Origin of the sequence: Burkholderia pyrrocinia (assembly GCF_001028665.1) — a bacterium.
Taxonomy (GTDB): Bacteria; Pseudomonadota; Gammaproteobacteria; order Burkholderiales; family Burkholderiaceae; genus Burkholderia; species Burkholderia pyrrocinia.
The window spans coordinates 1,637,079-1,660,426 of sequence record NZ_CP011504.1 but is presented as its reverse complement, the minus strand read 5'-3'; the positions used below and the strand labels follow the sequence as shown (position 1 = coordinate 1,660,426).

At 67.5% G+C, this 23,348-nt stretch carries 22 protein-coding genes and 1 pseudogene; 11 read left to right on the top strand and 12 right to left on the bottom strand.

The genetic code is table 11. The features are described from left to right. Window positions 1–3: 3 nt before the first annotated feature. Genes ABD05_RS23650 through ABD05_RS23640 form a run of 3 tightly spaced genes read right to left on the bottom strand, consistent with a single transcriptional unit; the run spans window position 4 to window position 2,660 of the window. On the bottom strand, window positions 4–1,092 hold the full coding sequence (locus ABD05_RS23650) for a lysylphosphatidylglycerol synthase domain-containing protein (protein ID WP_047902470.1): 1,089 nt from the start codon (window positions 1,090–1,092) through the stop codon (window positions 4–6). Continuing rightward, a complete protein-coding gene (hpnI, locus tag ABD05_RS23645) occupies window positions 1,089–2,258 on the bottom strand; it encodes a bacteriohopanetetrol glucosamine biosynthesis glycosyltransferase HpnI (protein WP_082146203.1) in 1,170 nt (389 codons plus the stop codon). Before hpnI ends, ABD05_RS23650 begins: the two co-directional genes overlap by 4 nt. 51 nt (window positions 2,259–2,309) lie before the next feature. Further along, window positions 2,310–2,660: a hypothetical protein gene (locus tag ABD05_RS23640; RefSeq protein WP_047902469.1), complete on the bottom strand. Its 351-nt coding sequence runs from the start codon at window positions 2,658–2,660 to the stop codon at window positions 2,310–2,312. 377 nt (window positions 2,661–3,037) lie between these two features. Here ABD05_RS23640 and ABD05_RS23635 point away from each other — a divergent pair, with 377 nt between their 5' ends. After that, the gene (locus tag ABD05_RS23635; RefSeq protein ID WP_047902468.1) at window positions 3,038–3,565 is read left to right on the top strand and encodes a cytochrome b; all 528 of its coding nucleotides are present in this window, start codon (window positions 3,038–3,040) and stop codon (window positions 3,563–3,565) included. Window positions 3,566–3,836: 271 nt separating this feature from the next. Here ABD05_RS23635 and ABD05_RS23630 read toward each other — a convergent pair whose 3' ends face one another. Next, on the bottom strand, window positions 3,837–4,112 hold the full coding sequence (locus ABD05_RS23630; RefSeq protein WP_047903756.1) for a DUF4148 domain-containing protein: 276 nt from the start codon (window positions 4,110–4,112) through the stop codon (window positions 3,837–3,839). Between the two features lie 71 nt (window positions 4,113–4,183). Further along, a complete protein-coding gene (locus tag ABD05_RS23625; RefSeq protein ID WP_047902467.1) occupies window positions 4,184–4,528 on the bottom strand; it encodes a DUF4148 domain-containing protein in 345 nt (114 codons plus the stop codon). Window positions 4,529–4,744: 216 nt separating this feature from the next. Here ABD05_RS23625 and ABD05_RS23620 point away from each other — a divergent pair, with 216 nt between their 5' ends. After that, a complete protein-coding gene (locus ABD05_RS23620) occupies window positions 4,745–5,434 on the top strand; it encodes an aspartyl/asparaginyl beta-hydroxylase domain-containing protein (RefSeq protein WP_047902466.1) in 690 nt (229 codons plus the stop codon). A 15-nt stretch (window positions 5,435–5,449) separates the two neighbouring features. On the opposite strand, the gene ABD05_RS23615 is transcribed toward ABD05_RS23620, so the two are convergent. Then, window positions 5,450–5,815, bottom strand: coding sequence for an ASCH domain-containing protein (locus ABD05_RS23615; RefSeq protein WP_047902465.1), 366 nt, complete (start codon window positions 5,813–5,815; stop codon window positions 5,450–5,452). A 261-nt stretch (window positions 5,816–6,076) separates the two neighbouring features. Here ABD05_RS23615 and ABD05_RS23610 point away from each other — a divergent pair, with 261 nt between their 5' ends. Both ABD05_RS23610 and ABD05_RS23605 read left to right on the top strand, forming a co-directional pair. Continuing rightward, window positions 6,077–6,346 (top strand): MoaD/ThiS family protein, encoded by a 270-nt coding sequence (locus tag ABD05_RS23610; protein ID WP_047902464.1) that lies wholly within the window; start codon window positions 6,077–6,079, stop codon window positions 6,344–6,346. A gap of 67 nt (window positions 6,347–6,413) precedes the next feature. Then, window positions 6,414–7,562: a WD40/YVTN/BNR-like repeat-containing protein gene (locus ABD05_RS23605; RefSeq protein ID WP_047902463.1), complete on the top strand. Its 1,149-nt coding sequence runs from the start codon at window positions 6,414–6,416 to the stop codon at window positions 7,560–7,562. Window positions 7,563–7,607: 45 nt separating this feature from the next. On the opposite strand, the gene ABD05_RS23600 is transcribed toward ABD05_RS23605, so the two are convergent. Beyond that, the gene (locus ABD05_RS23600) at window positions 7,608–8,570 is read right to left on the bottom strand and encodes a LysR substrate-binding domain-containing protein (RefSeq protein WP_047902462.1); all 963 of its coding nucleotides are present in this window, start codon (window positions 8,568–8,570) and stop codon (window positions 7,608–7,610) included. A 147-nt stretch (window positions 8,571–8,717) separates the two neighbouring features. On the opposite strand from ABD05_RS23600, the gene ABD05_RS23595 reads away from it, so the two are divergent. Further along, entirely contained in the window at window positions 8,718–9,143 is a 426-nt protein-coding gene (locus tag ABD05_RS23595) for a PACE efflux transporter (protein WP_047903755.1), read from the top strand. A 142-nt stretch (window positions 9,144–9,285) separates the two neighbouring features. Here ABD05_RS23595 and ABD05_RS23590 read toward each other — a convergent pair whose 3' ends face one another. The 4 genes and pseudogenes from ABD05_RS23590 to ABD05_RS23575 form a co-directional block, all read right to left on the bottom strand. Beyond that, a complete protein-coding gene (locus ABD05_RS23590; protein ID WP_047902461.1) occupies window positions 9,286–10,233 on the bottom strand; it encodes a choline ABC transporter substrate-binding protein in 948 nt (315 codons plus the stop codon). A 98-nt stretch (window positions 10,234–10,331) separates the two neighbouring features. After that, window positions 10,332–11,330, bottom strand: coding sequence for a GlxA family transcriptional regulator (locus tag ABD05_RS23585; protein WP_047902460.1), 999 nt, complete (start codon window positions 11,328–11,330; stop codon window positions 10,332–10,334). A gap of 109 nt (window positions 11,331–11,439) precedes the next feature. Beyond that, entirely contained in the window at window positions 11,440–12,336 is an 897-nt protein-coding gene (gene choW / locus ABD05_RS23580; RefSeq protein WP_047902459.1) for a choline ABC transporter permease subunit, read from the bottom strand. Beyond that, window positions 12,329–14,103, bottom strand: a pseudogene (locus ABD05_RS23575) (quaternary amine ABC transporter ATP-binding protein). Before ABD05_RS23575 ends, choW begins: the two are co-directional and overlap by 8 nt. A gap of 52 nt (window positions 14,104–14,155) precedes the next feature. On the opposite strand from ABD05_RS23575, the gene ABD05_RS23570 reads away from it, so the two are divergent. Together ABD05_RS23570 and ABD05_RS23565 are read left to right on the top strand one after the other, a co-directional pair. Continuing rightward, complete coding sequence (locus ABD05_RS23570; RefSeq protein WP_047902457.1) at window positions 14,156–17,545, top strand: DUF2339 domain-containing protein; 3,390 nt, start codon at window positions 14,156–14,158, stop codon at window positions 17,543–17,545. Further along, window positions 17,542–18,900, top strand: coding sequence for a DUF3999 domain-containing protein (locus ABD05_RS23565; protein WP_047902456.1), 1,359 nt, complete (start codon window positions 17,542–17,544; stop codon window positions 18,898–18,900). The genes ABD05_RS23570 and ABD05_RS23565 overlap by 4 nt, the downstream gene beginning before the upstream one ends. 348 nt (window positions 18,901–19,248) lie before the next feature. On the opposite strand, the gene ABD05_RS23560 is transcribed toward ABD05_RS23565, so the two are convergent. Beyond that, a complete protein-coding gene (locus ABD05_RS23560) occupies window positions 19,249–20,037 on the bottom strand; it encodes a GNAT family N-acetyltransferase (RefSeq protein WP_047902455.1) in 789 nt (262 codons plus the stop codon). A gap of 286 nt (window positions 20,038–20,323) precedes the next feature. Between ABD05_RS23560 and ABD05_RS23555 the strand changes: the two genes are divergently transcribed. The 4 genes from ABD05_RS23555 (at window position 20,324) to ABD05_RS23540 (ending at window position 23,073) form a co-directional block, all read left to right on the top strand. Next, window positions 20,324–20,629: an NIPSNAP family protein gene (locus ABD05_RS23555; protein ID WP_047902454.1), complete on the top strand. Its 306-nt coding sequence runs from the start codon at window positions 20,324–20,326 to the stop codon at window positions 20,627–20,629. Window positions 20,630–20,939: 310 nt separating this feature from the next. Next, window positions 20,940–21,590, top strand: a complete 651-nt coding sequence (locus ABD05_RS23550) for an NADPH-dependent FMN reductase (RefSeq protein ID WP_047902453.1) — start codon at window positions 20,940–20,942, stop codon at window positions 21,588–21,590. 266 nt (window positions 21,591–21,856) lie between these two features. After that, on the top strand, window positions 21,857–22,075 hold the full coding sequence (locus ABD05_RS23545) for a hypothetical protein (RefSeq protein WP_047902452.1): 219 nt from the start codon (window positions 21,857–21,859) through the stop codon (window positions 22,073–22,075). A 95-nt stretch (window positions 22,076–22,170) separates the two neighbouring features. Then, entirely contained in the window at window positions 22,171–23,073 is a 903-nt protein-coding gene (locus ABD05_RS23540) for a hypothetical protein (RefSeq protein WP_047902451.1), read from the top strand. Window positions 23,074–23,348: the final 275 nt, after the last annotated feature.

Sequence of the window (23,348 nt, the reverse complement as noted above, 5' to 3'; positions counted from 1 at the left end):
GCGTCAGCGCGGCCTGGCGGATTCCCCGATGCCCAGCGACCCGCGCTTCGCGCCGCCCGGTCGTTTCGCCGAACCGGCCGCCCACTGCCACGCGAGCAAGCCCGGCAGATAGAACAGCAGATCGCGCACGCGGCGGGCGCCGGCCAGTGCAAGACAGGTCGGCGCGTCGAACCCGAGCAGCCCGCCGATCAGCACGAACCCGCCCTCCTGCACGCCCAAACCGCCCGGCATCAGGAACGCGATGCTGCTCACGAGCTGGATCAGCGCCTCGATCGCGAGCGCCTGCGCAAACGTCGGATCGGCGCCGAGGAAATACAGCGCGAGCCAGATTTCCAGCGCATAACCCGCAAACTGCAGCGTCTGCCAGATCCCCAGATAGCGCACGACGATGCCGGTCTTTCTCCAGATCATCCGGATCGACTGATCGGTGCGTGCCGATTCGCCGACCAGCGCCACCACCTTGCCGCTCGTGATCCGGTTGATCACGCGCATCGCGCGCTCGAACGGCCGCGCATGCTGCACCAGCGCGAACAGCAGCAACACCGGCACCAGCGCCGCCATGCCGATGGCGAGGTGCGCGGCCACCTGCGCGGCGTCGGACGACACGCGTTCGAGCACGTAGCCGATCGCGATCAGCGCGAACACCAGCTGGCTGATCAACGTGAGCTGCATGTCGGCGACGAGGCTGGCCACGGCGGTCGCCGGCCGCACGCCCGCCTGCCGCAGCAGCCCGAACGACACGATCTCGCCGCCGATCCGCGCGACCGGCAGCAACCCGTTGATCGATTCGCGGATCCACACGAGCTTCAGCATCGTCGCGAACGACGGCCGGCGCGGGCCGCGGATCAGCATCCGCCAGTCCCACGCATTCGCGAGCATCGGCAGGATGTGCGCCAGCGCGGCGACGAGCAGCCCGGCGCCGGCGATCCGCAACCGATGCAGGATTTCCAGCGGATGCTCGCGCCAGATCAGCCACACCGCGAGCGCCAGCCCGGCCAGCGCCGCCGCGCGCGCCGCATGCCGGAGCCGCGCCTCGTGACGCGCGGCCTGCCGGTCCGCGTCGGCGTTGGCGGGGTTCGTCTCGATCGTCATGATTCACCCGCCGGCGACAACAAGCCTTCCCGGTCGACGCGAAAGCGCGTGCCGCGCCAGACAACGTGCGACGAGAAGAAGCTCGACACGAAGACCAGGAACTGCAGGAGATCGACGAACGGCAGCCAGAGGGCGCCGCGCAGGCCGGCACCGGTCGCACGGCTCGTTTTCACCATCAGCAGCGCCCGCGCGGCGAGCGCCGCGACCGTCAGCCAGCAGGCGGCGAGCGTGCCGCCGGAGAACAGCACGGCCAGCAGCGCGAGCGGCACCGGGTGCATCAGCACCGACCCGGCATGACCGAGCCGGTCCGCCGCGCGGATCGTGCAACTCCAGCGCAATTCGTGCGCGTACAGCTTGGCGAACGTCTCTTCGACACAGGCATGCCCGACGACGAACGGCGGGATGACGACCTGCGTACCCACTTGCCGCACCGCTTCGCCGAGCGCGTGATCCTCGGCCAGGTGATGCGCGAAACGCGCGAGCCCGCCGATGCGTTCGAGCGTCGCGCGCGTGATCGCAATCGTCTGGCCAAAGCATGGCCGTGCACGCCCGATGAAAAGCCCGGTAATCACGCCCGGCAGGAAATGGTAATTCGTCATCGCGACGGCGACACCGGGCCAGAAACCCGGCGACGCGACACCGCGATACACGCTCGTCACGATACCGACTTCCGGCTGCTGTAGCGCGCCGACGACCGCACGCAGATAATCGCGCTCGACCACCACGTCGCTGTCGGCAAGGCAGAGCACCGAATGCTCCGCGTGTTCGAGCATGTTGACCAGATTCGCGATCTTGCGGTTCGGCCCGTACAGCCGCGCATCGGCGACGACCTTGATGTTCGCGTCCGGATAGCGTGCCCGCAGCGTCTCGACGGCCGCGAGCGCCGCGTCGCCCGCATCGTGCACGCCGAACAGGTGCTGTACCGGCCCCGGATAGTCCTGCACGAAGAAGCTTTCGAGATGCTGTACGAGATTCCATTCGTCGCCGTGCAGCGGCTTCGCGACGGTGACGCCCGGGTAATCGCGCGGCACCGCCGGCGCCCGGGAAAAGAACCTGCCGACCAGCACGCTGGCCGTGACGGTGTAGGCAATGCCCAGCAACACGCCCAGCCCGCAGACGATCGACATTGCCCCGGCCAGCGCGTGCAGCACATGCAGCAAAACCATGCTTCTCCCCAGTGGTGACCCGTACGACCGCAACCGGCCGCGCACGCGGGCTCACCCGTGCACGCTGCCGTATCGATTCCCGTTGAGCCGGATGTGAAGGACGACCAATCGACGATACGCGCAATCAGATGACACAACTACCGTCCGGCGATCGATTCCGGTCACGCGCACGTATCCGCACGCGAGCGCGGCCCTGAACGCCCCGTCGGCAAGCTTGCGGGCCGAAAGGATGGCGGTCGCAACCGCGACGACGGTCCAGACGCGAAATGTCATTGTGGTGAAAAACGCCTCGGGTATGCGCAATGCAAGCAGCGATACCAGCACGAAACATTGAATGAACATGCCGGCCAGCGCGGCGATCAGCAGGTGGGCGCGCCATCGCTCGATCGTCGAGGGTGCCATGGAGAATGAACCTCCCGTGCAGGCGACCCGGATCGATTTGAAATCAAACTGAAGGGTCGCGGATTCGTGGGCCGGGGCGTTCGGTACGCGCCGGACGCGGCAAACCCGGATCGGGATCGGGATTGGGGGAGCAATGTCGTGGCCGATGGTAGCGGGAATGACGGCAGCAAGCCTTGAGCGTTCTTCAGGATCGGCAATGTTTAAGACAGCTCAATTACAATCCGTTCCATCGCACGCACAGTCGCGCTCGCAACGACGCGCTTCACGCTCGTCGTGCTCGATCTCGGCCTGCCTACTGCGTGCTTAACGTTTCGTTAAGAATTCGACCGTAGAATCCGCCCGACCGATACCATCCCCGTCGCTCGTCTGGAGATTGCATGCCCACGCCCGCCCGATATGACGCAGTTGCACGCTTTCTTCACTGGCTGATCGTGGCGCTGGTCGTCGCGCAATATGCGATCGGCTGGACGATGCCCGACGTGCATCGCGATACGCAACCGATCGGCCTGATCGCCGCGCACCTGATCTTGGGTACCGCATTGCTTGCGGCGATGGCTTGCCGCGTGCTGTGGCGCGCGACGCATCGCCCGCCTGCAAGCGACCTGCCGCCCGCGATGCGCGCGCTGTCGGGTGCGACGCATTTCGCGCTCTACGCGCTGCTGCTCGCGGTACCGCTGCTCGGCTGGATCAACGCATCGTCGCGCGCTTGGGCCGTGACGCTGATCGGAGTCGTCCCGTTGCCGGCGCTGTCGGCGGCCGGCTCGGGATTCGGTCACGCAATGGGCGACGTGCACGGCATCCTCGCATGGGCGCTGTTCGCCGGCATTTGCCTGCACGTGGCAGCCGCGCTGGCGCACCGCTTCGTGCTGCGCGACCGGGTCGTGCAGCGCATGATGCCGTGGTGATCGCCCCCCCCTGTTTCAACGCACCCTCCCATTGCCTGCATGAACCGGGTTGTTCCGGTTCGCGGCACTGCCTGCCTTCCTGTTCATCGCGCGATCGACCTGCCGACCCATCGGGATCGGTTGGCGAGATGATCTCGACGTCGCGCGAAGCGGCGCGCAATGAGCGGCATGGCAGCCGGTGCCCTTCGGTCACGTCGAGCGGCGCGAAGGGCACGCGGATTGCCATACCGCGAACACGACGGCCAGACGCCACACGCGTACATATCGACACCTAATTGCTGGTCTGCGCCGGCATACCCGGGGCCGGCGCATGCATGGCGGCGGCTGCCGCCCTGGCCCGATCCTGCTCGGCGAGCTTCGCTTCCGCGGCCTGGATGTCCGCCGGATACTCGCCGTCGTCGCCCTTCGCCGGGTCGTACCCGGCCGCTTCCAGACGCATCAGCTCGTCGCGAACCTGCGCGCGCGTCAGCGGCGCGGCCGATTGCGCGAATGCGGACTGACCGACGATCACTCCGATCATCGTCAGTACTGCGATATATGTTTTCATCATGAACTCCTTCAATGTTCCGTATCGATCAACCGTTGTGAATGCCTGCCCCGCGAACGCAGGCGGTTGGTTCAGCTTCCGAAATAGATCGAGCAGAAGCTCGCGGGGCCGACGCACGCGGCCGGGCGCTGGCGCGGCGACATCGCCGCCGGCTTGCCCGCTTCGGATGAAACGGCCGGATCGCTGCCGACCGCCGTGCTGGACTGACGCTGCGGCATCTGTTCGGCCTGCCGCTGGAACAGCGGGCTCACGTCCGGATACGACGTATCGGTCACGAGGCGCAGCCCGTTGTTTTCGGCGTCGATCAGTTCCTGCCTGACCTGCGCTCGCGTGAGCGCCTGTGCCGACGCTTGCGTCGCGACACCCGCGACAGACATCGCCACCACCGTGGCGGCCACCAGCCAATGCGTGTTCATGTTCCACTCCTTCAGAAGTCAACGAGACGACGTGCTACACCCGTATGACGACGGAGGGGGTTCGTTTATTCCCGCGCGTTGCGGCTCGGGCCGCTTGCGTCGACCGGTCATCGAACTGTCATTCTTTCGTCAGACGGCGTAACCTGACGTAACGCAGCACCCGTCGCGCTTCGTGCAGACTGACGCCACCTCATACGGATCGCCCATCGATCGACCATGTCCGTCGCTTACGACTACGCAGCCGGCCTGCTCCGCACGCTGTACGACCGCCATATCGACGGCGACGCGGTGCTCGATACGGCCGCGTTCCCGGATGCCGAGCGTTTCGTGCGCGCGTGGCCTGCGATCCGTGCGGAAGCGCTCGCGGTGGCGCGCGACATGTCGCGTATTCCGCGCTTCCACGAGATCATGCGCGAGCAGTACGACATCTCGGCCAACGATGCACGTGACTGGCGGATGTTCATCATGCAGGCGTACGGCCACCCTTTCCCGCGCAACCTGGCGCGCTGCCCGACTGTCGCGTCGATCGTCGCGGCGTCGCCGGACGTGCTGTCCGCATCGCTGTCGTTCCTCGCGCCGGGCAAGCACATTCCGCCGCATCGCGGGCCGTTTCGCGGCATCCTGCGCGGCTATCTCGTGCTGTCGATGCCGAAGCGCGCGGACGGCACGCCGGCCGCCGTGCTGAAAGTGGATGGATGCGAATACCGGCTCGACGAGGGCCGCTTCCTGCTGTGGGACGACACGTTCATGCACGAGGTGTGGAACGACAGCGATGAAGTGCGGATCGTGTTGCTGCTCGATATCCGCCGGCGCGGGATGCCGCGCTTGCTCACGTGGCTGTCGAATGCGGTGATCGGCGTCGTGCGGCTCGGGATCCGGGTGCGGGGGCGGTCGATTCCGGTTTAGCGCGCGACGCAAGCGTCACGATGCTTGCCCGGAAGCAAGCGCCAGCGCATAGATGCCTCGCCTGGCAACGCACCGGAAAGGCCGGTCGATCGCCCGCACGTTCGTCAGTTCCCAGCACACATATCCGGCACACCATTGCTTGCCTTGCGAGCGGGCTTCGTCAGGCGTCCAGTCGTGCACGCCCACGACGTCGACCAGCGCGAGTGCGAGGCCGTCGGGATCTTCCTGCCCGTCCTGTCGCAGATAGATCGTGTTTTGCACCAGCACGAGATCGAGCAACGGAATGGTCGGTGGCGCCCACGACCGGATTTCCACCTGCTTGCGTCCCGCAACGATATCGTCGACGGCGGGCTTCACGATCGACAGGGCCTGTCGCGGCATGGCAAGTCATTCCTTCGGCAAGTTGAAATCGGGCGACCGTCGATCGTCATGCGGCCGAAACGGGCATGCGAGCGCGGTCAGCGCGAGATTGTTGCCGATTCGCCCGAGTGTGTCGACCCGGACACGCCGGGTCCACCGGCGTGACGCGGCCGACGCGGTTCGGTCACGCGCATCGGGGCGACGCGACTTCGTCTTCCGGCTCCCGACGGATCGCCTAAACTACAGACCGTCCCCTTCGCGCGGCTCCTGCCAGCCACCGCCATGGCGCATATCTTCTTCGCCGCTTCGATCCAGCGGCACGTCGAAACACCCGAACGCGAAATCGACGCACACACGCTCGGCGAAGCATTCGACACCGTTTTCAGCGAGCAGCCGCGACTGCGCGGCTACATCGTCGACGACCAGGGCGCGCTGCGAAAACATCTCTCCGTATTCATCGACGGCCAGCCGATACGCGACCGGCAGCGCCTGTCCGATGCGCTCGGCGACGCCAGCCGGGTTTATGTCGTGCAGGCGCTGACCGGCGGATAAGGGGACTTATGCATAGGTCCCGACCCAAGGCCAGAACGCACAGTCAGGCCATCAGGAGACATCGCACATGAACGATCGATTGCTCGTCGCCACCCGCAAGGGCCTGTTCGTTCTGCAGCCCGACGGCAACGGCGGCTGGACGCTCGGCGAACCGCATTTCGCTGGCGAGCCGGTCAGCATGGCGCTCGCCGACCCGCGCGACGGAACGCTGTACGCCGCGCTCAACCTCGGTCATTTCGGCGTGAAGCTGCACCGCAGGCGGGCGGGCGCCGCCGACTGGGAAGAATGCGCCGTCCCCGTCTATCCGCCGCAGCCTGCCGACGAACCGCCCGCCGGCGCCAGCGCGCATGCAGGCACGGGCGACGCGGACGACGAGCCTCCCAGCCCGCCGCAGCCGCCGTGGACGCTTCAGCAGATCTGGTCGCTCGAAACCGGCGGCGCCGACGAGCCGGGCGTACTGTGGGCCGGCACGATTCCCGGCGGGCTGTTCCGCTCCGGCGATTACGGCGACTCGTGGGTGCTCAACCGCCCGCTGTGGGATCGCCCGGAACGCGCCGAGTGGGGCGGCGGCGGATACGACGCGCCGGGCATCCATTCGGTGATGGTCGATCCGCGCGACAGCCGGCACGTGACGGTCGGCATCTCGTGCGGCGGCGTCTGGCAGACCGGCGACGGCGGCGCGACCTGGCGCGTGACCGCGGACGGCATGGAAGCCGACTACATGCCGCCCGAGCGGCGCGGCGAGCCCAACGCGCAGGACCCGCACCGCGTCGTGCAGTGCGCGGCCAACCCGGACGTGCTGTGGACGCAGCATCACTGCGCGATCTTCCGCTCGACCGACGGCGCCGAGCACTGGCGGCGCATCGAGGCGCAGCCCTCGAGCTTCGGCTTCGCGGTCGCCGTGCATCCGGACGAACCGGACACCGCGTGGTTCGTGCCGGCCGTGAAGGATGCGTGCCGGATTCCGGTGAACGGCCAGTTCGTCGTCACGCGCACGCGCGACGGCGGCCGCAGTTTCGAAAGCTTGTCGAACGGATTGCCGGCCGCGCCGGCGTACGACCTCGTGTATCGGCACGGGCTCGCGGTGGACGATTCCGGCACGCGCCTCGCGATGGCGTCGACGACCGGCGGGTTATGGACGTCCGGCGATGGCGGCGAAAACTGGCAGATGGTGTCGGCGCATTTGCCGCCGGTGTATTGCGTCAGGTTCGGGTAACGGCGTACCGCGGGCAACCGGAACCCGATATGGTCGGGTTCCCGCTCACTCGCCGGATCTCTCCTCAACGTGCTCATCCGCGCGGCGATCGCCCGGCGTCATCCCCGCCACCGCCGCACGCGTCTGCGCAATTTCCGTTTCGAGCCAGTCGAGAAACCGCCTGACCTGCGGCTCGCGTTCCCGCCCGGGGCGACACAGCGCGACGAAGCGCGCACCATCGAGCCGCACCGACGGCTCGATCGGCATCAGCGCGCCACGCTCGACGTGCTCGGCAACCAGCACCGAACTCAACAACGCGACGCCCTGCCCGTGCAATACGGCCTGCAATGCGTACTGCTCGTCGTCGTAATGCCGGAACACCGCGCGTTCGAGCCACGCCTCGCGATTGGCCGCGCGACACCACGACGCCCAGTCGATCGACACCGGGAGCGGCGTATCCCACACGGTCTCGATCAAATCGAGCCGCTCGTCCGAACGATGCGCATCGAACCCGGCGGCCGCATACGCGCCGAAATACTCGTCGATCAACGCAATCTCGTGCAGCGCCGGGAACGTGCGCGACGTCGCGCGGATCGCGAGATCGATTCGCGCGTCGCGTTCGAGATCGGCAAGCGCGTTGCCGGTTTCGACCTTGATGTTCAATCGCGGATCGACCTGCCGGAACCGGCCGAGACGCGGAATCAGCCACATCGCGGCAAATGCGGGCGTGGTGGTCAGTACGAGCGTGCGCTCGTCGGCCGCTTCGGGCCGCACCGCGTCGAGCCCGCGGCTCAGTGCAAGCAACGCATCGTGGCTCGTTCGAAACAGTCGCTCGCCCTCCTCCGTGGGCCGCACGCCGCTCGCGCCGCGCTCGAACAGCAGCACGCCGAGCCGGCTTTCGAGCGACTTGATCTGGTGCGACACGGCGGCCGGCGTCACGGACAACTCGTCCGCGGCGGCCTTGAACGTGCCGAGCCGCGCCGACGACTCGAATACACGCAATGCGGTCAGGGGAATTTTCGAGAACACGGGGCCTCGCGGGCCGGATGCGGCCGGGTTGAATTCGATTCAATCGGGGTGAGATTAGGTGAATTGAAGCGGGCGCGCAACGCGAATAGCCTTGCGGGACGTCGCGGCACGGTGCCGCGGCGGTTGCGGTCGAACCGGAGAAACAACGTGCAAGGCCTACCGCGCAGGATCACGCAGGCGGTGCTCTACGAAGCGATCGCCATCTCCTGCATCTCGCCCGTGATCGCGGCGATTTTCAAGCAGGACCTCGTCTATTCGGGTGCGCTGTCGGCGACGATGTCGGCGATCGCGCTGCTGTGGAACATGATCTTCAACGCGCTGTTCGAGCGCTGGGAAGCGTCGCGCCGGCAGCCGACGCGTACGCTCGGGCGGCGGATCCTGCACGCCACCGGATTCGAAGGCGGGCTGATCTTCATGCTCGTGCCCGTCGTGTCGTGGTGGCTCGACATCTCGTGGTTCGACGCGTTCGTCGTCGATATCGGGCTGTTCGCGTTCTTCTTCTGCTACGCGTTCGTGTTCCAGTGGGCGTTCGATCGCGTGTTCGACGTGCCGGCGGCGACGAAGGGGTTGTGACCGTTGTTCCTGCACAGCCCGGCACTTCGCCCGTCGACCCGCCCTCCCCAAAAACATCGCGGCCCGCCCGCACGATGCGGGAGGGCCGCGCTTCATCACGCCGGCGCGCCGCTTTCAGCGGGCGCGCCAGCTACGTCGACGCTCAATGCACGCCGAGATACGCCTTCACGGCCGGCAGCCCCGGCTTGCCGTCGAGGGTCGTCACGCCGGCCAGCCACTTGTCGAGCGCCTGCGGGTTCGCCTTCAGCCACTCGGCCGCCGCCTTGTTCGGGTCTTCCTTGTTCATGATCGGCAGCATCACATGGTTCTCGATCGTCGTCGTGAACTGCAGGTTCGACACGAACTTCGCGACGTTCGGGCAGCGCTGCGAATAGTCGGGCGGCGTCGCCGTCAGCACCTTCGCTTCGCCGTAGTTCGGGCCGAACACGTCGTCGCCGCCGCTCAGGTAGTCGATCTTCATCTTCACGTTCATCGGATGCGGTTCCCAGCCGAGGAACACGATCCACTGCTTGTCGCGGATCGCACGGTTCACCTCGACCAGCATCCCGGCCTCGCTCGACTCGACCATCTTGAACTTGCCGAGGCCGAACTGGTTGCCGTCGATCATCTTCTTGATCAGCAGGTTGCCGTCGTTGCCCGGCTCGATCCCGTAGATCTTGCCGTTCAGCTTGTCGGCGAACTTCTGGATGTCCGCGAACGACTTCAGGCCGCCCTGGTACACGTAGTCGGGCACCGCGAGCGTGTATTTCGCGCCGGTCAGGTTCGGCGTCGACAGCACCTTGATCGTGCCGGCCTTCGTGAACGGCTGGATGATCGGGTCCATCGTCGGCGACCAGTAGCCGAGGAACACGTCGATCTGCTTGCTCTTGATCCCCGCGAACGTGATCGGCACCGACGCGATCGTCTTCGTCGGGCTGTAGCCGAGCCCCTGCAGCATCGTCGATGCGAGGCCCGTGGTCGCCGCGATGTCTGACCAGCCGACATCCGCGAAGCGCACGTTCTTGCATACGGGCGGATCGGCTGCATAAACGGCCGACATCGGCGCGGTTATCCCGATCCCGCACACCGCTGCGATCAATAGGCGCTTCATCTTTCTTCTCCTCAAAGTGATGTCGTTTGCATGAATGCGGGATCTCTTATTGAAACCGCGCGCCGTGATCCCGGCGGCGTCGCGGACCGTACAAACCGTCAGCGCCCCGGCAACCTGCGCTCGTAGCTCGGCGCATGGCCGAACTGCGCGCGGTATGCCTTGCTGAAATGACACGGCGAATGAAACCCGCAGACCGTCGTCACGCGTGCGATCGACGCATCGGTCGTGCGCAGCAGGTCGCGTGCGCGTTTCAGGCGCATCGTCAGGTAATAGTGGGTCGGCGACACGTTCAGGTACACCTTGAACATCCGCTGCAGGTGCCGCTGCGACAGCCGCACGAGCCGCGCGAGTTCCTCCAGCGACAGCGGCTCCTCGATGTTGGCCTCCATCAGCCGCACGACCTCGATCAGCTCGGCACGCGAGAAGCCGACGCGCGCATCGACGGGAATCGGCTGCGTATCGGTCGAGCTGCGGATGCGTTCCAGGATGAACTGCTCCGACACCTGCGCGGCAAGCTGCTGGCCGAATCGCATGCCGACCAGGTTCAGCATCAGGTCGAGCGGCGCGGTGCCGCCCGTGCAGGTCAGCCGGTCGCGGTCGACGACGAACAGCTCGTCGGCGAAGCCGACCTGCGGAAACTCGGCATGCAGCGCGGACAGGTTCTCCCAGTGCACGGTGCAGCGATAGCCGTCGAGCAGCCCGCTCGACATCAGCGCGTACGCGCCCGTACAGATGCCGCCGAGCGGCAGCCCGCGTTCGGCGAGCGCCGCGAGCGTATCGCGCGCGCCCTCGTCGACCACGTCGCGAATGCGGATCCCGCCGCACACGATCATCACGTCGGGCAGGTTCGTGTAGTCGAGCGCCTGCGTGGGCCGCACCGCAATGCCGTTGCTGGCATGCGCGGGGGCGCCGTCGAGCGAGTAGATCGACCACTGGTAGTGGTCGGCGCGCCCGACGTAGTTCGCCATCCGAAGCACTTCGACGGCGCTCGAGAACGCGATCATCGAGAAGTTCGGCAGCGTCAGGAAGCCGAAATGGGCGAGGGACGAAACCGGTGAAACGCAGGCGGCGGGCGCAACAGCGACGGCGGACGTCACATCGGTCTCCTGGCGAGGAGGTTGCAGGGGGCCAGCCCCGCGGCAAATGCCGCGGAAGCCGTTTTCGATTCAGGGAAGGCGGCCGGAAGTCGAGCCGGCCGCCGGACGGTCAGGCCTGTACGGGCGCCGCCTTCATACGAAAGAGCTGCTTGAGGCCCGAGAACAGCGGCGCCTTCACGGTGCCCGGCGCGCGGCCGAAGCTTTCGGTGATGCGGTCGAGAATGATCGCGAGCAGCACGACCGACAGACCGCTTTCGAAACCGAGGCCGATGTCGAGGCGCTGGATACTCGCGAGCACGTCGTTGCCGAGACCGCCCGCGCCGACCATCGACGCGATGATCACCATCGACAGCGCCATCATGATCGTCTGGTTTACGCCCTGCATGATCGACGGCAGCGCGTTCGGGAACTGCACCTTGTACAGCAGTTGCCACGGCGTGCAGCCGAATGCCTGGCCGGCTTCGACGATCTCGCGGTTCACGTGACGGATACCGAGGCTCGTCAGGCGCACGGCCGGCGGCATCGCGAAGATCACCGTCGACAGGATCCCCGGCACGCGGCCGAGACCGAACAGCATCGCGGCCGGAATCAGGTAGACGAAGGCCGGCATCGTCTGCATCAGGTCGAGGATCGGGCGCACGGTCGCGGCGACCCACTTGCTCTTCGCGGCCCAGATGCCGAGCGGGATGCCGAGCACGAGGCTGATGATCGTCGACGACAGCGTGAGGCCGAGCGTGATGACCGTCTGATCCCAGAAGCCGGTCGCGAAGATCAGCAGGAGCGACGCGGTGGTGAACAGCGCGAAACGCCAGCCCACCCGCCACAGCCCGACGCCGATGAAGATCGCCATCATCAGCCACATCGGAATCGCCTGCAGGCCGTGTTCGACGAATGCCGCGAGACCCTCGATCGCTTGACCGATCGCGTCGAACGTCTTCGCATCGTGGTCGAGCAGGTAATGAACGGACTGGTCGACCCAGGTACCGAGCGGAATCATTTCAGACATGGGAACCTCGCGAACGCGTGATGGCCTTCAGGATGAGCGCACGATCGACCGAACCGCAGTAGCAGCCGTCGTCGTCGACGACGGGCAGTGCATTCGGGCTCGCGACCACGCGCGCGACGACATGTTCGAGCGACGCATCGCGCCGGATGCTCTCGACCGGCCGCACGGACGGCGTGTCCTGACCGATCGCATCGCGCGTGACGAAGCCGCGGATCTTGCGTTGGGCGTCGAGCACGAACGCGTATTCGGCGCTGCCGTTCAGCGTCGCCGCGACGTTCGCGGCATCGCACTTCGACATGGTCGGCACGGCACCCGTCTGCATCAGGTCGCCGGCAGTGAGGTAGCGGCTCGTGTCGATGCCGTCGAAGAACGCGCGCACGTAGTCGTCGGCCGGGTTCGCGATGATGTCCTGCGGCGTACCGACCTGCACGAGCCGGCCGCCTTCCATGATCGCGATGCGGTTGCCGATGCGCAGCGCTTCCTCGAGATCGTGCGACACGAACATGATCGTGCGGCGCTGCTCCTTCTGGAGCTGCAGCAGCACGTCCTGCATTTCCCTGCGCTTCAGCGGATCGAGCGCGGAGAACGCCTCGTCCATGATCATCAGCGACGGGTTCACGGCCAGCGCGCGGGCGAGGCCGACGCGTTGCTGCATGCCGCCCGACAGCTCGGACGGCAGCTTGTGCGAAAACGGTGCGAGGCCAACCTGCTCGAGCACCTCCATCGCGCGCCGTTCGCGTTCCTTCTTCCCGACACCCCCGACCTCGAGGCCGAACGCGGCGTTCGACACCACGGTGCGATGCGGCATCAGCGCGAACGACTGGAACACCATGCTCATGTCCTTGCGGCGCAGCGCGGTGAGCGCCGAGCGGCGCGCCGACGCAACGTCGAGCCCGTCGATCATCACTTTGCCCGCGCTCGGGTCGACGAGGCGGTTCACGAGGCGGATCAGCGTGGATTTGCCGGAGCCGGACAGGCCCATCAGCACGAAAATTTCGCCTTCCTGCACATCGAAGGAGACGTTGTGCACGCCGACGACCTGGCCGGTGCGCTTGAGCACGTCATCCTTCGTCGCACCGGCGGCGAGCATGTCGAGCGCCTGCTGGGGGTTACTTCCAAATACCTTGCACAGACCTTCGACTACGACCTTGGGGGCATCCATCGAAACCTTCTCCTCGTGTAGCGGGGACTCACGCGTGTCACTCAACGTGCCTACATAGTTGCCAGAAAAAACCCCGACCTGCCGACGAATTACGACAAACGCTTGCGCAAATACGACACGGCCTCCAGCCCCGCCTGGCGGGCCGCGGCACGCGGCGACATCCGATTGCGGCAGCGCAATACGCGCACACCCAATAACGACGGGCGTCGCACGCGGGACTTGTGCGCAGCAGCGCGGCGCGCATCGCATGATGTTTTGCGCCAACTCGCATCGGGCGCGCGTCGTTTTGCGACAATTCCGCGTCCGATCAGCCGGTGTCGCGAATGTCGTCTGATCAATGCACGTCGAGCGCCCGTCTCGCCGCGCCTGTCGGCCCTCCGCAAAAAGCATGACCGTACAAAAAAGGCCGCGCCGCGCGATCGCCATGAACGGGAATCAGCCATGCATCGCGGCCCGCCCGCAACCCAGAAAATCCCGCATGACCGCTGTGATACATTGCCTGCAAACACGCCGATCGCGCCGTTGCCGCGCGCCTTGCGCACGACGGTCCGCCAACGGCGCGCACTTGCCGGTTCGCCTGCCGGCCGTGCTGAACCCGCCTCGATCCGGTGCGAGCCGCGATCGAAGGACGATAACGATACGAGAGGGAGTAAGGCGTTGAACTGGGCATTCGCCGTAATCGGTTTCATTGTAGGCGGCATCGCCGCATTGATCGGGGATTTCTCGGCCGCGAACGGCTCGCTGCTCGGCGCCGTCGTCGGGTTCTGCATCGGTCATGCGCTGCGGCAGCGCAAACTCACGAACAACAGCGCCACGCCCGACGCATTCGCGATGCCCGCGACGCCGCCCCCCACGCCCGCGCCGCTCGCGGATCGCGTCGCGCGCCTCGAAGCAACCGTCGAAACGCTCACGCGCGAACTCGATTCGCTGCGCGGCCAGCTCGCCGGCGCGAAAGCCGGTGCGGTCGCTGCCGGCAGCGCCGCGCAAACGCCTTCGTCCACTGCGGCCGGCGCCCTGTCGGCTCCGCAGTCGCCCCCTGCTTCGGCAACGCCATCGACATCACCTGCGCAACCCGCAATCGCGGCCGCCGCGCGCGCGGGCACGCCGGTATCAACGTCGGTGCCGGCTCCTGCACCCGCAGCACCCGCCACCGTTCCCGCTGCCGCCAACACCGCGATGAACGCACCGGCCACACTCGCCCATCCTGCCCCGCCCGCGCCGCGCGAACCCGGCATCGCCGAGCGTGCGTTCAGCGCCGCGCGCGACTGGCTGCTCGGCGGCAACACGGTCGTGCGCGTCGGGATCATCGTGCTGTTCTTCGGCGTCGCGTTCCTGCTCAAGTACGCGGCCGACAACAACATGCTGCCGATCGAATTCCGCCTCGCGGGCACCGCGCTCGCCGCGGCCGCGCTGCTCGCGATCGGCTGGCGCGTGCGTGCGCGCCGCGCCGCGTACGGCCTCGTGCTGCAAGGCGGCGGCGTCGGCATCCTGTACCTGACGATCTTCGCCGCGATCAAGCTTTATGCACTGCTGCCCGTCGGCGCCGCGTTCCCGCTGATGATCGCGGTCTGCGCGCTGAGTGCGTTCCTCGCGGTGAAGCAGAACGCGCTGCCGCTCGCGTTCATGGGCAGCGCGGGCGGCTTTCTCGCGCCGGTGCTGCTGTCGACCGGCCAGGGCAACCATGTCGCGCTGTTCAGCTACTACGCGCTGCTGAACGCGGGCATCTTCGCGATTGCGTGGTTCAAGGCATGGCGCCCGCTGAACCTGCTCGGCTTCGTGTTCACGTTCACGATCGGTTCGGCGTGGGGCGTGACGGCCTACCGCCCCGCGCTGTTCGCGAGCACCGAGCCGTTCCTCATCCTGTTCTTCCTGATGTATGTCGGCATCGCGCTGCTGTATGCGGTGAAACGCGAGCTCGCGCTACGGCATTACGTCGACGGCACGCTCGTGTTCGGCACGCCGATCGTCGCGACCGCGCTGCAGGCGTCGCTCGTGAAGGGCATGCCGTTCGGGCTCGCGTGGAGCGCCGTCGCGCTGTCGGCGTTCTACGTCGCGGTCGCAGCGTGGCTCGCGCGGCGCCGCGATCGCCTCGCGCTGCTGTTCGAAGCGATGCTCGCGCTCGCGGTGATCTTCGCGACGCTCGCGGTGCCGCTCGCGTTCTCGGGCCCGACAACCAGCGCCGCATGGGCGATCGAAGGCGCGGCCATCGTGTGGCTCGGGGTGCGCCAGAAGCGCCTGCTGCCATTCGGCTTCGGCCTGCTGATGCAGGTCGCCGCGGCCGGCGCGTTCTTCACGAGCCTGCTCGGGCCGGCCGACACAACCGCGCTGCCCGTGCTCAACAGCCCGTATATCGCGATGCTGCTGATCGCACTCGCCGGCCTGTTCACCGGCTGGTGGCTGCACGGGCGCGACGAAGCGCGCGCGTGGCACGCGTGGATGCCCGAGATCGGCGCCGCGGCCGCGGCGTGGGGGCTGCTGTGGTGGGTGAGCGGCGGGCTGCACGAGATCCTCGTCTACGCGAGCCGTCACGTCGACCTGCATGCCGACCGCTTCGTCGTCGACGCAACCGCGCTGTTCGCGGCCGGCACCGCGTGGCTCGCGCACGTCGCGCGCCGCCGGCTCGCATGGCCGCTCGCCGAATGGCCCGCACTCGCGCTGACGCCGGTGCTGGCGCTGCTCGCGTTGCGCGCGTTCGATGCGTACGAAGCGCCGCTGTCGGGCCTCGGCGCGTTCGCGTGGCCCGTCGCCGTCGGCGCGGGTCTTGCGCTGCTGTGGCGCCAGTCGCGCGGACCGGCAAGCGCCGATGCCGCGCAGGGTGCCGCGCCCGGCATCGGCCAATCCATCGCCGCAGGCGTGATCGCACCGCTGCATTCGCTGATGTTCTGGACGCTGTGCGGGCTGCTGTCGCTCGAAGGGTTCTGGCGCCTGCGCGCATTCGTGCCCGAAGGCGCATGGAGCTGGAGCGCGTGGGCGTATGGTTTCGGTGCGCTGCTCCTGCTCGTATCGGGCCCCGGCTCGCGCCTGCGCTGGCCCGTCGCGGCGTTCCCGCGCGCTTACCAGGTATGGGGTGCGGCGCCGCTCGCCGCGCTGCTGTGGCTGTGGAGCATCGCCAGCGTGACGAGCGACGGCGACGCATCGCCGCTCTTCTGGCTGCCGCTGCTCAATCCGCTCGACATCGCGCAGTTCCTCGTCTTCGTCGCGTTCGCCGCGTGGCTGCGCCGCCTGAAGACGCTCGGCATCGCATGGCATCCGCGCGTCGTCGACTATGTTGCGATCGCAACCGTATTCCTGTGGTTCAACGCGCTGATGCTGCGCACGCTGCATCAGCGCTTCCACATGGTCTACGGCATCGACACCGCGCTGTCGTCGTTCGGCATCCAGCAGGTGTTCATGGTCGGCTGGAGCCTGTTCGCGTTCGCCGGGATGTGGCTGACGCGTCGCGACGGGATCGCCCGCGCGTGTGCGCTCGCGTCGCTGCCGCTGATCGTCGTGATGTGGGTGTGGACCTTCTACGCGAACTTCACGCAGGACGGCGGAAGCTGGGCGCGCGTGCCGCTCTTCAATCCGCTCGATCTCGTGCTCGCGGTCGTCTATGCGCTCGCCGCGTCGTGGTTCGTGCGCGCGCGCAAGCTCGGCTGGTCGTTCGGGAAGTATCGCGTCGAACTGCTGGGCGCGGCCGGTGCGACTGCGTTCCTGTGGCTGAACGCGATCTTGCTGCGCACGCTGCATCACTGGGCCGGCGTGCCGTACGAATTCGGCGCGATGGCCGAATCGACGCTCGTGCAGGCGTCGGTGTCCGTGTACTGGACGGTCTGCGCGCTCGCGACAACGATCTGGGCCACGCGCCGCGGGCTGAGGCCGCTGTGGTTCGTCGGCGCCGCGCTGCTCGCGCTCACGGTCGTCAAGCTGTTCCTGTTCGACCTGTCGCACGTGACCGGCATCGAGCGCATCGTGTCGTTCATCGGCATCGGCGTGCTGCTGCTGTTGATCGGCTATTTCTCGCCGCTGCCGCCGAAGGCCGCGGTCCACCAGGACGACCCGCAATGAAACGACTCGCAGCCCTGCTCGGACTGAGCCTGCTCGCGTCGTTCGCGGCCGCCGACGGCACGCCGGGCGCCGGGCGCGTCGCGCAGCGCTTCTCGCTCGACCTCGACGGCAGCGCCGCGTATTACCAGCTCACCGTGCCGCAGCCCGTGTATGCGGCCAGCCGGCGCGACGATCTCGGCGACGTGCGCGTCTTCAACGGCGCGGGCGAGCCGGTTCCGTATTCGCTCGACGCGCCCGCGGCGGCCACGCCCGCCGTGCCTCCGTCGCGCACGCCGGTGCACTGGTTTCCGCTGCCGCCGGTGCGCGCCGATAACGGCAACGCGCCGCTCGGCGTGACGGTCGGCCCGGACGGCTCGCTGCGCGCGGCCGTCGCCACGCCGTCGCCGGCAAAGCGCGGCGCGGATCTCGTCGACCTGTCGCGTGCGGACGGCGACATCGACGCGCTGCTCGTGCACGTGGGCGACGACACCTACCAGGGGCGTGTCGCCGTCGACGCCAGCGACGACCTGCGCAGCTGGCGCTCGCTCGGCAGCACGCAGTTGCTGAAGGTCGGCCGCGGCGACGACATGCTGATGCAGGAGCGCATCGCGCTCGAAGGTGCGGCGCCGCGCTACCTGCGGCTGGACTGGCTCGACGGCGCGCCCGCGATTGCGTCGATCGACGTCGAGACGCATCCGCGCGACGCGCGCGGGACGGACACCGCATCCGTGCCGCGCCAATGGCGCGACGCCGCGCGCGTGCGAGCCGGCGGTACGCCCGGCGAGTATCTGTTCGACACCGACGGCGCGTATCCGGTCGACCGCGTGCGCATCGACCTGCCTCAGCCGAACACCGTCGCGCGTGCGACGCTGCAAAGCCGCGCCGACGCGCAGGCGCCGTGGCGCGACGTCGCGGGCGCCGTGCTGTTCCGGCTGCAGGGCAAGGCAGGCGAGCAGCGCAATCCGCCGCTCGAGTTCGCGGCGAATACGGATCGCGCGTGGCGGATCGTCGTCGACACGCGCAACGGCGGATTCGGCACCGGGCAGCCGGCGGTCGCGATCGGCTGGCATCCGGCCGCGCTGACCTTCGTCGCGCGCGGTACGCCGCCGTTTACGCTCGGCGTCGGCGACGCGACGCTCGTGTCGTCGGCCGTGAGCCGCGACGCGCTGCTGGTCGGCATGGCGCCCGAAGTGCGGCCCGCGCGCGTCGGTGCTGCGCTGCCGGTTTCGGCGGGCGCGCCGGGGCCGGCTGCCGATACGGACGCGACGCGCCGCTACGTGCTGTGGGGCGCGCTGGTCGTCGCGGTCGGCGTGCTCGGCACGATTGCCTGGCGGCTCGCGAAAGGCGGCGGCGAGTCGCGCAACCGCGAAGAGTGACGCGACGGGCCCGTCTTTATGCGGCGTTTATCCGGCGCGCCTGTTTCTTTCGATGGTCGCAACGCATGACTGCGACGAGCCGTCGTGACGGCGTCAGGCATCGCGTTTCGCAGGCCGACACCGTCGCGCGCACGGTCGTGCAGCATCCGTTTCCACTTGGACCATCTTGTGAAGGTTCGCGTGAAGATCGCGGCCAAGCATCGCGGCAGAGCACAAAAAGCGCGTAAACATCGGTTTCGCCGCGGCGCGGCGGGGGTGTCTCATGGGCCGTACACGAGCGGAAGCGCCACACTCCGCTCACGCGACGTTTACGCGGTAAAACCAGGAAAAGGAGCCAGTGCGCGGCGCTCAGCCGAACGTGTAGCGCCCATGCTGACGCGGCCGCCATGGCGACGAACGGCAGCTCGCGGCGCCGGCCGCGCGTCGCGCCGCCCATCCCGCGCCACGGCGCACGCGCAGGTCGCGCCGTGCCACTGCCGCAACGCGCGCCGGCAACGCATGCGTCAGACGCCGCACGGCCGCCACACGCGCGGCCAGCCGCGACGCCGGCGACGCGCGGCGCACGATTTGCGCGACAGGCCGCTTGCAGAGGATCGCGCTGTCGTAGCGCTTGCCGGCGAAGCGCATCACGTCGACGACCGCAAAACCCTGCGCGCCGTAGAACGCCAGCAGATGCGATGCAGGATGCGGCGTATCCAGCGCGAGCAGCGTATAACCGCGCAACGCGGCCCACTGCTCGGCGAACGACAGCAGCAAGGCGCCGATCCCGCGGCTCTGGCAATCGGGATCCACGGCTACCTGCCGCACGCTCGCGACGCCTTCCCGCCGGTACAGCGAGCAGGCCGAAGACTGATCGGTCCCATACAGCGTGGCCGTGCCGACGACGCGCCCGCCGCACACGGCGACGTAGCACTCGCCCGCTTCCGCGCGGCGGCGCGTGACGTCTTCGTCCTGATCGACGCACGTACAGTTGAGCCCCATCGCGCCGAGCCGCGCGAATGCGCGATGCAGCATCGGCGTGAGTTGCGCGTAGCTGTCGACTGCCGGATCGAAACGCCGTACGAACACCCGGTCGGCGCACACCGAAGGCGGCGCAGCAGGGAGACGTTCGGCAATCGCGTTCCAGGGTATCGACATCGCAGTGCTCCGTGGTTGGGATGCCCGAAGTCTAGGAGCGTGCCGGTGGGCGTCGCAAGAAAAAATGTCGTAAAAGTTTGGGGAGATGTGCGCGGGAAAAACGGTCGCAACGTTGCGTGCCGCTGCTCTGCCGATATCGTTGCGAACGCATGAAAGTGCGCCGATCGTTGTCCGCGCAAGCAACGAATCCCGCGACGGCATCGACACCCCGCGCGCACTCCGTTGACACCTGCGGCGACGCGATCCAGACTCGATGTTCCCTCACCTCACCGCACCGCGAGCGCTCATGGTCACCTGCTTCCTTCGCTACGTCATCGATCCGTACAAGCTCGACCAGTTCGAAGCCTACGGCAAGATGTGGATTCCGCTCGTCGAGCAATTCGGCGGCACGCATCACGGCTACTTCCTGCCGTCCGAAGGCGCGAACGACATCGCGCTCGCGATGTTCTCGTTCCCGAGCCTCGCCGAGTACGAACGCTACCGCGAACGCTCGAAGGACGATCCGGCGTGCCAGGCCGCGTTCCGCTATGCGGAGGAAACGCGCTGCATCGTCAGCTACGAACGCAGCTTCTTCCGGCCGGTATTCGAGTAACCGGCAACGCCCGCAGGCATCGCGCCCCTTTTCCTGACCGGGACGAAAAAAAGCCCCGCCTGCATCCGCGCGGCGGGGCCAACCCATGTCAGTAGAGACATCATGGAGGAGACGGGCCCATCTTATCGACCGTGGCGTACCGTCCCAACCAAGCATTTCTGCTATCGATCTGCGCGACCGCGCACACGATTGCCCCCGCCGCGCGGCATATCGATAGAACGAAAAGTCGTTTTCAGAGTGGCGACGGGGTCGTTACCATCTGGTTTTAAGCCTGTGCTTAGCCGGGCAAGCCATCCCCGAGGAGCGCCCCTTGACTGCATTCGATCAACACCGCCGCCCGTTCGTCGTCGGCATCGGCGGTACCACCCGTGCAGCGTCGTCGACCGAACGCGCGCTGTCGTTCGCGCTGCGCGGCGCGCAGGCCGCCGGCGCGCGCACGCGCCTGTTCGACGGCCCGTTCCTGCATACGCTGCCGCACTACGCACCCGAACACAAAACGCTGACCGACGCGCAGCGCGAACTGATCGACACCGTGCGCCAGGCCGACGCGATCATCATCGCGACGCCCGGCTATCACGGCGGCGTCTCCGGTCTCGTGAAGAACGCGCTCGACACGCTCGAGGAACTGCGCGCGGACGATCGCCCCTATCTCGACGGCCGCGCGGTCGGCCTGATCGTCACCGCGTACGGCTGGCAGGCGGCCGGCACCGTGCTGACGTCGCTGCGTTCGATCGTCCATGCGCTGCGCGGCTGGCCGACGCCGTTCGGCGCGACCGTCAACACGCTCGAAACGCGTTTCGAAAACGCCGATAGCTGCTCGGATCCGAAGGTCGTCGCACAGCTCGAGACGGTCGGCGCGCAAGCGGCCGAGTTCGCGCTCGCATTCGCGTCGCATCGTGCGGCCACGCATGCGGCATCGGTCGACGCGCTCGCGCCCGTGCTGAAGATCGCCAACCAGTAATCCCCTGCACTCCGCCGCCCGCGCCCGGCCGACAAGGTTCGCCGTGCGCGGGCGGCGCGCCTTCGGATGCGCGGCGATGTGCTGCGTGCGCCGACACCGCCCCCCGCGCGCAGACCGCTCCGGTGCGTCGCCTTGAATCCCCTTCCCCGGCATACCCTCCTCGATATCGATTCGGTCCACCGCATGATTTGCATTGGCCGAAAGATTGGTTCACGCAGCCGGCGGGTTTTCGTACGCTGAAAGCCCGAACTTTCTCCGCGCACGCCATGAACCGTACGATCCGCTACAAGGGCTATGAAGTCGCCCCCGCTGCCGCCCGGTTGCCGAACGGGCTGTTCGCCGCCAACCTGACGATCGCGCGGGCGAGCGGCGGCCCGTCGTCGCGCTCCGTTTCGTTCGACGCGATCGATTTCTTCTTCGAAGAGGAACACGCGCTCGCCTATGCGTCCCGCTGGGGTCGCCTCTGGGTCGACACGCACGCGTGACGCACGCCTGACGGGCGTGCGCATGGCCGCACGAAAATACGCGTTTACGGAAGCTATGCAAAAATCTTTCGGCCCGTAATCGCATAACAACAGCCATGACTGACACGCTGCAGGAAGAGCACGCAGCCGCAGATCACGCGATGCGCAACTGGACCTTCGAGAGTCAAGGTCCGGTCAGGATCGGTTCCGATGCGCACAAGCAGATGTTCTGTCGCATGCTGCTCGACACACACAATCCGTACAAACCGGCCGTGATCGACTGGCCGGCGCTCAAGCCCGCCGAACTCAGGCGGCTCACGTCGCTGCCGATCTGGGACATCGCGGTGCAAACCGAAGGCCGCGCATCGATCCGCGTCGCAACCTACGCAGCGACGATCGACGATCGGCTGCTGCGCCGCGCGCTCGAGATGGACGGCGGCGAGGAAGCACGCCACAAGGTCGTGCTGTCGAAGCTCGTCGAGGCCTACGGCATCCGGCTCGCGCCCGAGCCTGCCTACCCGGCGCCGAAGGATCCCGAGTGGTCGTGGATGATGACGGGCTTCAGCGAGTGCATCGACAGCTTCTTCGCATTCGGCCTGTTCCGCTCCGCGCAGCGCTCCGGCTATTTCCCGCCCGAACTCGTCGACACCTTCGAGCCCGTGATCCAGGAAGAAGGGCGCCACATCCTGTTCTTCGCGAACTGGTATGCGTGGTACTGGCGCACGATGCCGTGGTGGCGCCGGCCGTGGTTCTTCGCACGCGTCGCGGCCGTGTGGGTACAACTGATCCGCGACCGCATCGGCATCGCGCGCGGCATCGACGCCGACGGCGCCGCGCGTGACGCGAACTTCCCGGCGACCGGCACCGCCGACATCGGCGATGCGCTGAACCCGCGCGAGCTGATCGAGCTGTGTCTCGTCGAGAACGACCGGCGGATGGCCGGTTACGACAAGCGCCTGCTGCGCCCGATGTTCGTGCCGCGGATGGCGCGGTTCGCGTTGCGGTTTCTCAAGAAGTAAGGTCGAGGGGCGCGGCCGCGAGACGCGCGAGCCGGCACGCGCAGCGCGCTCGCCGGTTCCGCTCTCGACGTTGTGCGCGCCGTCGCCGGCGATACGCTGCGCAGCCTGACTGTTGCCACCGGTGCCCGGCTTCCTCCCTGACGCTTGCCATAGGTTCCGGGCAAGCGGACGTTCGGGTGCAGGCGCTCGAAGCCGACCAGTCGCATGTGATGCGGGAGCGCATCGACCTGCATCCGCCTGCTGAATGTGGCGCGCCCGACACATTCACTCCTCCC